The organism is Kitasatospora sp. NPDC056181, assembly GCF_042266225.1.
Taxonomy (GTDB): Bacteria; Actinomycetota; Actinomycetes; order Streptomycetales; family Streptomycetaceae; genus Kitasatospora.
Genome location: NZ_JBHJUK010000236.1, coordinates 1 through 9,720 on the forward strand (window position 1 = coordinate 1; position 9,720 = coordinate 9,720).

11 protein-coding genes are annotated in these 9,720 nt (G+C 74.9%); 6 read left to right on the forward strand and 5 right to left on the reverse strand.

What is annotated here, in order from left to right:
• Positions 1 to 75: 75 nt before the first annotated feature.
• Complete coding sequence (locus ACFC1F_RS41335) at positions 76 to 978, reverse strand: LysR substrate-binding domain-containing protein (protein ID WP_376166721.1); 903 nt, start codon at positions 976 to 978, stop codon at positions 76 to 78.
• Between the two features lie 112 nt (positions 979 to 1,090).
• Here ACFC1F_RS41335 and ACFC1F_RS41340 point away from each other — a divergent pair, with 112 nt between their 5' ends.
• The 4 genes from ACFC1F_RS41340 to ACFC1F_RS41355 all read left to right on the forward strand — a co-directional run bounded on the left by ACFC1F_RS41340 (position 1,091) and on the right by ACFC1F_RS41355 (position 5,080).
• A complete protein-coding gene (locus ACFC1F_RS41340) occupies positions 1,091 to 2,017 on the forward strand; it encodes a pseudouridine-5'-phosphate glycosidase (protein ID WP_376166723.1) in 927 nt (308 codons plus the stop codon).
• A gap of 4 nt (positions 2,018 to 2,021) precedes the next feature.
• Positions 2,022 to 2,909 (forward strand): carbohydrate kinase family protein, encoded by an 888-nt coding sequence (locus ACFC1F_RS41345; protein ID WP_376166725.1) that lies wholly within the window; start codon positions 2,022 to 2,024, stop codon positions 2,907 to 2,909.
• A 554-nt stretch (positions 2,910 to 3,463) separates the two neighbouring features.
• On the forward strand, positions 3,464 to 4,474 hold the full coding sequence (locus ACFC1F_RS41350) for a hypothetical protein (RefSeq protein WP_376166727.1): 1,011 nt from the start codon (positions 3,464 to 3,466) through the stop codon (positions 4,472 to 4,474).
• A 168-nt stretch (positions 4,475 to 4,642) separates the two neighbouring features.
• Positions 4,643 to 5,080, forward strand: coding sequence for a hypothetical protein (locus tag ACFC1F_RS41355; RefSeq protein ID WP_376166729.1), 438 nt, complete (start codon positions 4,643 to 4,645; stop codon positions 5,078 to 5,080).
• Positions 5,081 to 5,174: 94 nt separating this feature from the next.
• On the opposite strand, the gene ACFC1F_RS41360 is transcribed toward ACFC1F_RS41355, so the two are convergent.
• Together ACFC1F_RS41360 and ACFC1F_RS41365 are read right to left on the reverse strand one after the other, a co-directional pair.
• Entirely contained in the window at positions 5,175 to 6,083 is a 909-nt protein-coding gene (locus ACFC1F_RS41360; RefSeq protein WP_376166731.1) for an aldo/keto reductase, read from the reverse strand.
• A 1-nt stretch (position 6,084) separates the two neighbouring features.
• Positions 6,085 to 7,095 (reverse strand): NAD-dependent epimerase/dehydratase family protein, encoded by a 1,011-nt coding sequence (locus tag ACFC1F_RS41365; protein ID WP_376166732.1) that lies wholly within the window; start codon positions 7,093 to 7,095, stop codon positions 6,085 to 6,087.
• Positions 7,096 to 7,274: 179 nt separating this feature from the next.
• Between ACFC1F_RS41365 and ACFC1F_RS41370 the strand changes: the two genes are divergently transcribed.
• Positions 7,275 to 8,180, forward strand: coding sequence for a LysR family transcriptional regulator (locus tag ACFC1F_RS41370; protein ID WP_376166734.1), 906 nt, complete (start codon positions 7,275 to 7,277; stop codon positions 8,178 to 8,180).
• Between the two features lie 9 nt (positions 8,181 to 8,189).
• On the forward strand, positions 8,190 to 8,798 hold the full coding sequence (locus ACFC1F_RS41375; RefSeq protein ID WP_376166736.1) for a GNAT family N-acetyltransferase: 609 nt from the start codon (positions 8,190 to 8,192) through the stop codon (positions 8,796 to 8,798).
• Positions 8,799 to 8,905: 107 nt separating this feature from the next.
• Here the strand turns inward: ACFC1F_RS41375 and ACFC1F_RS41380 are convergent, their stop codons facing one another.
• Together ACFC1F_RS41380 and ACFC1F_RS41385 are read right to left on the reverse strand one after the other, a co-directional pair.
• Positions 8,906 to 9,349 carry a MarR family transcriptional regulator gene (locus tag ACFC1F_RS41380; protein ID WP_376166739.1) on the reverse strand — a complete coding sequence of 148 codons (444 nt, stop codon included), beginning with the start codon at positions 9,347 to 9,349 and terminating at the stop codon, positions 8,906 to 8,908.
• Positions 9,346 to 9,720 (reverse strand): MarR family winged helix-turn-helix transcriptional regulator (locus ACFC1F_RS41385; protein WP_376166742.1); only part of this gene is annotated, 375 nt, incomplete at its 5' end. The genes ACFC1F_RS41385 and ACFC1F_RS41380, both read right to left, overlap by 4 nt.

A 9,720-nucleotide genomic window follows, 5' to 3' on the forward strand; every position in this document is an offset into this window, starting at 1 on the left:
GGCTCAGCCGGCCCCGAGGACGGTGGCTCAGCCGGCCCCGAGGACGGTGGCTCAGCCGGCCCCGAGGACGGTGGCTCAGCCGGCCCCGAGGACGGCGGCCTCCTGCCGGATCAGCTCGCGCAGGGCGGCGAGCCGGGGCCGTTCGTCGTCCAGCCGCCACTGCATCTCAAGCGGCAGGGTGGCCCGGTCGGCGAGGCGGACGGTGACCACCTCCTCGGTCAGGTGACCGGCCATCGAGGCGGGGACGAGCGAGAACGCGCGGTTCTGCGCCAGCAGGTAGAGCCGCGAGCCGACGATCCGCGGCGGGCTGACCAGGACCGGCGGCTCGACGCCGTGCGCCGAGCAGAGGCCGAGCACGTGGTCGTAGTACCGCGGGTGCTGCTCCCGGGACCAGAGCAGCAGCGGCAGGTCGCGCAGCTCGTGCAGGTGGATGCCGTCCCGACCGGCGAGCGGGTGGTGCCGGCTGACCGCCACCCGCACCGGCTCGTCGGCGAGCTTCTCCCGCCGGTAGCCGGGCACGTCCTCCAGGAAGCGGCCGAGCCCGATGTCGGCCAGCTCCGCGGCCAGCGTCGTCGACACGTGGCCGGTGTCGACGGCCAGCTCGGCCGACTCCAGCGCCGGGAGCTCGCGCTCGGCCCGGCTGACCACGGCCGGCAGCAGGCGGTTCATGACGCTGGGGGAGGCGACGATCCGGGCCGTCCCCATCCGTGACTCCTCGTGCAGCCGTACCCGGGCGAGCAGGGAGCCGGCCTGTTCGAGCAGCCGGGCCGACTCGGTGGCCATCACCTCGCCGGCCGGGGTCAGCCGCACCGCCCGCCGGCTGCGGTCGAAGAGTTCCACGCCGACGGTCCGTTCGAGCCGGGCCACCTCCTGACTGACCGTCGGCTGGGAGATGTGCAGGCGCTCGGCGGCGCGGCCGAAGTGCAGCGTGCCGGCCACCGCGAGGAAGACTTCGAGCTGACGCAAGGTGAAACCCATAGCCTGAAGCCTATGAGAAGGCCCAGGACTCATTCTGGATGCCTATGCGACCCGTCTCTAGGCTGGGTCCGAGTTGCCACACCGTGGTGGCATCGCAGAGAGAGCCCGTGCCATGACCGCACTGCCCGTCCGCATCTCCGACGAGGTCGCCCAGGCCGTTGCCGCCGGAGCCCCCGTCGTCGCCCTGGAATCGACCATCTTCACGCACGGGCTGCCCCGGCCCCGCAATCTGGAGGTCGCGCTGGAGGCGGAGGAGCAGCTGCGGGCCGCCGGGGTCGTCCCGGCCACGATCGGCGTGTACGCCGGGGTGCCCACGGTCGGACTCGGCGCGGACCAGATCAAGGAGCTCTCCGAGGCGGACGACCTCGACAAGGCGAGCCTGCGCGACCTGCCGGTGGTCGCCGCGCTCGGCCGCCACGGCGGGACGACCGTCGCCGCCACCGCCTTCCTCGCCCACCGGGCGGGCATCCCGGTGTTCTCCACCGGCGGCCTCGGCGGCGTCCACTTCGGGGCGTCCGAGACCTTCGACGAGTCGGCCGACATGACCACGCTGGCCGCCACGCCCGTCACCGTCATCAGCGCGGGCGTCAAGTCGATCCTCGACATCCGGGCGACGCTGGAGCGGTTCGAGACGCTCAACATCCCCGTCATCGGCTACCGGACGCACCAGTACCCGGGCTTCTACGTCACCGACTCCGGCCACCGGATCAACTACCGGGTCGACTCGCCCGAGGAGGCCGCCCGGGTGATCGCGGCCCGGGACGGCCTGGAGCTGCCGCAGGCCGTGCTGATCGCCAACCCGGTCGACCCGGCCAAGCAGCTGCCGCCGCAGGAGCTGGACGCCCTGCTCGCCCGCGCCTGGGCCGAGGCGGAGCGACAGGGCGTCACCGGCAACGCGTCGACGCCGTTCCTGCTCGACTTCATCCAGCGCGACACCCAGGGGCGCAGCCTGGACGTCAACGTCGAGGTCTACCGGGGCAACGTCCGGCTCGGCGGGCAGATCGCGACCGCGCTCGCCGCCCTGCGCAGCGAGGCCTAGCCCCGTGGGCGGGGTACTCGGCGTGCTCGGCGACCTCGTCGAGGACATCGTCGTCTGGGTGGACGGCCCGCTGCGGCACGGCACCGACTCCAGCGCCCGGGTCTTCCGGCGGCGCGGCGGCAGCGCGGCCAACGTCGCGGGCTTCGCCGCCGGCCAGTGCCCGGCGCGCTTCCTCGGCTGCGTCGGGGACGACCCGGCCGGGGACGGCGTCGTCGCCGAACTGGCCGGTCACGGCGTCGACGTGAGGGTCGTGCGGAAGGGCCAGACCGGGAGCATCGTGGTGCTGATCGACCAGGCCGGCGAGCGGACCATGCTCCCCGACCGGGGCGCGGCGACACTGCTCGATATCGTCCCGGACGCCTGGCTGGAGGGGCTGGCCCACCTGCACGTGCCGGCCTACTCCTTCGACGGGGAACCGGTCGCCGCCGCCGCCGTCGACGCCCTCCGGAGGGTCCGCCGGGCGGGCGGCACCACCTCGCTCGACGCCTCCTCGACCGGGATGCTCGACCGGTTCGGCCGCGAGCGGTTCCTCGCCCTCGCCGCCGAGTTGGCGCCCACCCTGCTGTTCGCCAACCGGGAGGAGTCCGCCTTCCTCGGTCTGCTGGCCGACGGCGGGCCCGGTCCCGAGCGGGCGCGGCTGGCGGCCACCACGGTCGTCACCAAGTCCGGTGCGCAGGCGACGGTGGTGGACGCCCCCGGGGAGGAGCCCTTCGCCGTGCCCGTCCCGCCGGTCGCCGAGGTCCGTGACCTCACTGGCGCCGGCGACGCGTTCGCCGCCGGCTTCCTGGCCGGCTACCTCGCCGACGGCGACCTGCGGGCGGCCGCCGCCCGCGGGCACGCCTGCGCGGCGAAGGTCCTGGCCTCGCCGGGAGCCTCCTGCGGCGAGGCCTGACGAAGCGCCCCGGGCGCGGCCTGCTTCCCCGCCCGGGCGGTGGCGGCGAGGACGGTGCTGCCCGGCGGCCGCCGCCCGCGGCCCGCCGCCCGGGGGAGCCCGTGACTCCCGGCCGCGCCGGGGTGGTCCACGTGCCAGGCCGCAGCGTGGCCGCGCCACCAGCGCTCGTCGTACGGTGCTCGAAGTCGTGGTGCTGGTGCTCGTAGGAGGCGTGACCGTTCGTCGCGGAGCGCGCGACGGTCAACCGCACGCCCCCGACCGGCCGGAGCAGCACCCGGACCTCACCGGGCGCCGGGACCTGCCTGGCGCCCGTCCGCGCGCTGCCGTTCCCAGGGCCGGGGGAGGGGCCGGCCCCGATGACCTCCGCCGGCAAGCGCAGCAACAGCAACGTCCCGGCGGTGTCGGAACCGGTCGTGCCCGCCCCCGGTTCCCGCGGCCAGCCGTCCGACCCCGTCCCCGGGGTTCGGACGGATCCGGTGCCAGGGGCTGACGCGGACGGTGGTCGCGCCGTTATGGTGAGTGACGGTTGAATCGGCTGGCGGGAGGTCGGCGCAGTGGCGGTCACCGAGGTCAAGGTCCACCAGGACAACGTGCGGCTCCATGCGACGAAGCGGTGCGGCGGGGCGTTCGAGCCGGTCGCCTCGGTGGAGCTGCCGGAGCAGGTCAAGGTCTACCGGATCAAGGGCAACTGGGGTGAGGCGGTCGCCTGTTCCGAGGCCGAGCGCGAGCGGTGGAGCGAAGCGGAGAGCACCTTCCTGGCCGCCGTCTCCCGTGCGCTGGAGGTGCTCTACCGGGCGCACGGCGGCCGCGGCGCGACGTTCGACCTGGAGAAGGGCACCGGGGCCTGGAACACCATTCCCGCCCCGCGCCACTGGCCCGGCTGGAAGCAGCGGGCCGTCGAACGGTCGGAAGCCGCCCAGCGAGCCTTCCTGGCGGAGGTGCAGCGCGCGACCGAGGCCTACCGGCCGGTCCGGGAGGAGATCGACCGGCGCCTGGCGGAGCAGCGGGCGGTGCGGCAGGCGGCCGAGCTGGCCCGGGCCCGGGAGGCGCAGCAACGCCGCGCCCTCCTGGAGGAGGTGGCCGCGCAGCGGGTGTGGCTGTACGAGGTGGGCGAGGAGGCGGCGGAGGGGGCGGAGGGGGCGGAGGAGGGTGACGGTCCGGTCCGGGTCCGGATCTTCCGCGCCGACCTCCTGCCGGCTGCTGCGGATCCGGGCTCTGCGGATCCGGCCGCGCCGTCCCGGGAGCCGCTGACGGCGTCGGAGCTGGAGAAGGACCTGTACGCGTTGGCGCGCGCCCAGAAGGCGGCCGGGATAATCCTGCGGTGGGACGACGCGGCCCGGGCCGCCGTCGAGGAGGAGTGCCTGGCACGGGGCGTCGGCGTCACCTTCGCCCAGTGGTGGCGCGAGATGGCCAGGCACGGTTGGTCGGTGAGGCACGACGACCCGCAGCCGATCCCGCCGAGTCCGCCGGGTTCCGGCCCCCGTCCCAGCTTCGGGGGCACTGGCATGGGCGGCACCGGCGGCTTCACGGGCGGCCACAGCTACGGCGGATTCGGCGGCTACTGACCGGCCCCGTCGGCCCGCTGACACGTCCGCGGGCCACTGACAGGCCGACGTTCTCTGACGCGTCCACGGTTCGCTGACACGCCTACGGACGGCGGAGCATCCGCCGCCGTGAACCGACCGTCCGGTAGTGATGGCTCGCTCGTCCATCACCTACCCGGAGGGTCCGCCATGTCCCCGAACACCCCGAAGTCGCTGAAGTACGCCACCCGTGCGGCCTGTTCCGTACTGCTGCTGGCCGCCCCGCTCCTGCTCGCCCAGCCGGCCGCCGCCAACAACGGGCCGAAGACGCCCCAGGAGTCCGCCGCCTGCCAGGGCGTGCTGAACACGCTGTTCGGCGGTTCGCTCTTCGGCGCGGGCGGCGTCAGTGCGGTCTGCGCCGTCCAGCCCGACACCGGGTCCGGCCAGTCGTCCTCCACCGGCCCGTCCGCACGCGGTGCCGTCACCTACGACCTTCCGAAGATGCGGCAGGAGGTGGCGGACCTGCGGAGCAAGGCCGCCACCCTGGACCGGCTCGGCGAGCACGAGGCGGCGCGGAGGGCCCGTGCCGAGGCCGACGCGCTCCAGCACCGGATCGACCAGATCGTCCGGTCCGAGGAGAACAACTGACCCCATCGGCGCCACCCCGCCCCGCCCTGCCCCGGATGCGGTGGGGTGGGGCGGCCCACCCGGCTCACCCGTCTGCCGGTCACCGTCGCGTCGCTCACCGCCTTGCCAGCCCCGCCTTGCCGGCCAACGGCTCGGCCAGGGAAGCGAGTTCGTCCGGTTCGAGGACGAGCCCGGCAGCGGCGGCGGAGTCGCGGATCGATGCGGGGCGGCGGGCGCCGGGAATGGGGACGACGGCGGGGGAGAGGGCGAGCAGCCAGGCGAGGCCGACCTGCTGGGGTGAGACACCGCGGGCGGCGGCGACCCGGTGGAAGGCACTCTGCCCGACGGTGGTGTCCTTGGGGTCGTCCAGCACGCTGCGCGACAGGCCGCCGAGCGGGCTCCAGGGCAGGAAGGCCAGGCCGAGCCGTTCGCAGAGCCGCAGCTCCGGTTCCGCGGTGCGGACGGCGGGGGAGAACCGGTTCTGCACCGAGACCAGGCCGTCGCCGAGGATCTCCCGGGCCGTCAGGATCTGCTCCTCGTCGACGTTGGAGATCCCGGCCGCGCGGATCTTCCCGGCGTCCAGCAGGTCGCGCAGGACGCCCACCGACTCGGCCCACGGAACCAGCGGGTCGGGCTTGTGCAGCTGGTAGAGGCCGATGGACTCGACACCGAGCCGGCGCAGGGAGCCCTCGGCGGCCTGTCGGAGATGCTCGGGCCGGCCGTCGACCGTCCAGGAGCCGTCACCGGGCCGACCCCGGCCGCCCTTGGTGGCGACCAGCACGGCCGCGCGGTCGGAGGCCGGACGGGCGGCCAGGGCACGGGCCACCAGCCGTTCGTTGTGGCCGAGTTCGCCGGCGTGCCAGTGGTAGGAGTCGGCGGTGTCGAGCAGGGTGACGCCCGCGTCGAGCGCGGCGTTCAGGGTGGTGAGCGCGGCGTCCTCGTCCGGGCGGCCCTCGACGGAGAGCGGCATCGCGCCGAGGCCGATCGCGCCGACGGCGGTGCCGCCGATGGTGCGCTGTCGCATGTCAGGCCGCCTTTGCGGAGGTCGGGGTGAGGGTGGAGGCGGCCACGGCACCGGGCAGCCACTGCGCCGTCGGCGTGAACTCCAGGCCGAGCCCGACGGCCCGCCGGTTGTCCATCGGGTACCAGCGGTCGAAGGAGAACGGCGAGGCGTCCGTGCCGGCCGCGCTCCCCGCGCCTGGTGTACCGACCCCGGCCGTCGTGTCGGCCCCGCCCGGCACGACGCGGTAGCGGGCCGTGGTGCCGAGCCGCCCGGCGATGAGCTCGCAGAGTGCCACCACGTCGAGCGACCCGTCGGAGCAGGCGTTCACCGGGCCGACCGCCTCCATGACGGCCATCCGCACCAGGGCGGCGGCGATCTCCTCGTGGTGGACGAAGGAGGTCGGCTGCGGCTCGCCGTGCACGGCCACCGGCCGCCCGGCCGCGATCAGCTCCGTGTAGTGCGCCAGCCGGCCGGTGAAGTCCCGCGCACCCCCGCCCAGCACGTGCGCGCTGCGCACACTGGCCCAGGAGAACGGCGGGTCCTGGGCGAGCACCGCCTCCGCCTGCCGCTTGCCCTCCGCATAGCGGGTCGCCTCGTCGAAGCGGCGGGCGAGCGCCGCCGGGTCGTGCCACGGCAGCGAGAGGTCCACCGGCCAGCCGGCCGGGTCGACGGCGGTCTCCGGCACCGGCACGCCCGGCACGGTGCGCACCAGCGGCGAGGTCGCCGGGTCGTACACCTCCATCGTGGAGGTCATCACGTACCGGCCGGTGCGCTCGCCGAAGACCCGGCGGGCCACCGCCGCCTGATCGGGGGTGTACAGCACCTGGTCGATCACCGCGTCGAAGGTGCGGCCGCCGAGCGCCGTCGCCAGCGCGGCCTCGTCCGACCGGTCGGCGACGACGTGCTCGACGCCGGGCGGCGGCGGGGCCGAGCCGCGGTTGACCACGGTGACGCGGGCACCGGACTCCCGCAGCAGGGTGACCAGGTGGAGGCCGAAGTACCGGCTCCCGCCGATGACGCAGACGTTTCGCATGTCCTGTCCCCTCAGGTTGTGCTGGGTGCTTCCCACGGACACCACTCTGCTGGCGTATGGTCCTCAGCAGAACTACCGATCTACTGAACGCGTCAACAGCAGAACTGTTGATCGGGCCGACCCGGGCTCACCGGGCTCACCGGACCGATCGGTGGACGAGGGCGACCAGGGGGAGCGCGATGATCGACGTCCGACGGCTGGCCATGCTCCGGGAGGTCGCCGAGCACGGCAGCTTCAACCGGGCGGCGGCCGCCCTGCTGCTCACCCCGTCCGCGGTGTCCCAGCAGATCGCGGCGCTCGAACGCGGCCTCGGCACACCGGTGGTGGAGCGCTCGACCCGCGGGGTGCGGCTCACCGAGGCCGGCCGTCTGCTGGTGGAGGCGGCCGGCGCCATCGACGCCGAACTGCGGCACGCCCGGGAACAGATCGGCCGGCTGGGCCAGGCCCGGCCCAGGCTCACCCTCGCCACCTTCACCAGCGGCGGCCGGCACCTGCTGCCCGCCGTTCTGGCCCGGTTCGCGGCCGACCACCCGGAGGCGGAACTGCGCATCCTGGAACGGGAACCCGAGGACAGCCTGCCGATGGTCCGCGAGGGCACCGCCGACCTCGCCCTCGCCTACCACTTCGACGGCCCGCTGCCCGTCGTCCCCGGCGACCGCTCGGGCCTCGACTGGACGCCGCTGATGGACGACCCGCTCTCGGTGGTGCTCCCGGCCGGGCACCCGCTGGCCGGCCGGGAGGCTCTGGACCTGGCCGAACTCGCCGGGGAGCGCTGGGTGTTGGGCTGCCTCAAGACCGAGGCCTTCCTGCGCCGGCACGCCGAACTGGCCGGCTTCGAACTCCTGGTGGCCGGCTCCACCACCGACTACTTCTTCGCCCGCTCGCTGGTCGCCGCCGGGGTCGGGGTCTCGCTCGTGCCGCACGTCGCCCTCGAACCGGCCCAGCCCGGTACCCGGGTGGTCCCGGTGCAGCCCCCGCGCCCCGCCCGCCACTTCGGCGTCGCCCTCGCCCGGCGCCGCCACCCCAACCCCTACGCGCAGGCCCTGGCCGCGCTGCTCCGGGAGCACGTGGGAGGCGCCGCGTAGGGTGGGTGGATGACCTCCCACAGTCCTCGCGTCCCGGTGCGGACGGCCACCCCCGCGGACATCGACGCCGTCGTGTCGACGCTGACCAGCGCGTTCTTCCACGACCCGCTGTGGGGCCCGGCCTTCCCCGACGTCGGGCGGCGTGCCGAGCAGGCGGCCGCGATGTGGCGGCTCTACGCGACCTCGGCGCTGCGGTACCTGTGGCTGCTGGTGACGCCGCAGGTCGAGGCCGCCGCGGTCTGGATCCCGCCGGGCGGCAGCGAGCTCACTCCGGAGGAGGAGGGCGGCCTGGCGGACCTGCTGACCCGGACCACCGACGAGGCGACGGCCGGGGCGATCCTGGCCATCTACGACCAGCTCTACTCGGTCGCCCCGAAGGAGCCGTGCTTCTACCTCACCCTGCTGGGCACCCACGCCGACCACCGCGGCAAGGGGCTGGGCATGGGCCTGCTGGCCGAGAGCCTGGCCCGGATCGACGAGCTCGGGGCTCCCGCCTACCTGGAGTCGTCCAACCCCGCCAACCTCGGCCGCTACCGCAGCCTGGGCTTCACCCCCCGCGACGAGCTCACCACCGCATCGGGCCACGTCGTCACCACCATGTGGCGCCCGGCCCGCTGAGGCCACCCGGGGCACGACGCCGCGGAGCCGGACGGTCATCCGGTCGTGCGGCTGTCCGCCTGTCCGCCTGTCCGCCTGTCCGCCTGTCCGGTCGTGCGGTTGTCGGGTCAGGCGGTCAGCCTCGCAAGCTCCGCGTTGGCGCGCTCGGTGACCAGGGCGAGGACGCGGCCGGCGGCGGCCAGGTCCTCGGCGGGGATCCCGCCCCAGACGCGGGCGGTGACGGGGGCGGTCGCCGCACCGACGGCGGCGAACAGCTCGCGCCCCGCCTCCGTGGCACGGAGGCGGGCGCCGTCCTCGACGAGCAGCTGCTCGGCCAGCAGCTCGTCGAGAGTGGCGCGGACGTCGGCCGGATCGGCCTTGAGGGAGGCCCCGATCTGCGTGATGATCTGGTCGGGCGTCTGCGGGGCGTCGGCGGTGACGGCGACGCGCAGGGCGACCTGCTGCTGGAAGGTGAGGCCGTGCCCGGCCAGGACGTGCTCCAGGACGCCGCGGGCGGCGTAGTGGGCCAGGCCGAGGACGCGGGCGTCGGCGACGGGTGCGGTGCTGGTCATGGTGTTCTCCCCTGGGTGTTCTCGTCGTTGGACCGGGATGGGGCGAGGGGTGCGTCGAGCAGGGCCGTCAGCTCGTCGGTGAACGCGAGCGTCCGCGGGGTGTCGACGCCCCCGAGCGGCTCCAGGAGCTGTTGGTGCAGTTCCTGGACCACCGCGATCGCCTGCCGCGTGACGCTCCGGCCCTGCTCGGTGAGGGCGAGCTGCACGGCGCGCGGATCGCGCGGGTCGCGGGTGCGCTCGACCAGGCCGGCCGCCTCCAGGGCGCGCGCGAGCTTCGAGACGTACAGCGCCTCCAGGCCGGTGTGGTCGGCCAGCCGGCGTTGGCTGGGCCGCTCGCCGGTCCGCTGCATGCCGTACAGCGAGGCGACCAC

Coding starts and splice junctions, on each gene's coding strand:
- ACFC1F_RS41335 (WP_376166721.1), bottom strand. CDS start 978: ATGGGTTTCACCTTGCGTCAGCTCGAAGTCTTCCTCGCGGTGGCCGGC.
- ACFC1F_RS41340 (WP_376166723.1), top strand. CDS start 1,091: ATGACCGCACTGCCCGTCCGCATCTCCGACGAGGTCGCCCAGGCCGTT.
- ACFC1F_RS41355 (WP_376166729.1), top strand. CDS start 4,643: ATGTCCCCGAACACCCCGAAGTCGCTGAAGTACGCCACCCGTGCGGCC.
- ACFC1F_RS41360 (WP_376166731.1), bottom strand. CDS start 6,083: ATGCGACAGCGCACCATCGGCGGCACCGCCGTCGGCGCGATCGGCCTC.
- ACFC1F_RS41365 (WP_376166732.1), bottom strand. CDS start 7,095: ATGCGAAACGTCTGCGTCATCGGCGGGAGCCGGTACTTCGGCCTCCAC.
- ACFC1F_RS41370 (WP_376166734.1), top strand. CDS start 7,275: ATGATCGACGTCCGACGGCTGGCCATGCTCCGGGAGGTCGCCGAGCAC.
- ACFC1F_RS41375 (WP_376166736.1), top strand. CDS start 8,190: ATGACCTCCCACAGTCCTCGCGTCCCGGTGCGGACGGCCACCCCCGCG.
- ACFC1F_RS41380 (WP_376166739.1), bottom strand. CDS start 9,349: ATGACCAGCACCGCACCCGTCGCCGACGCCCGCGTCCTCGGCCTGGCC.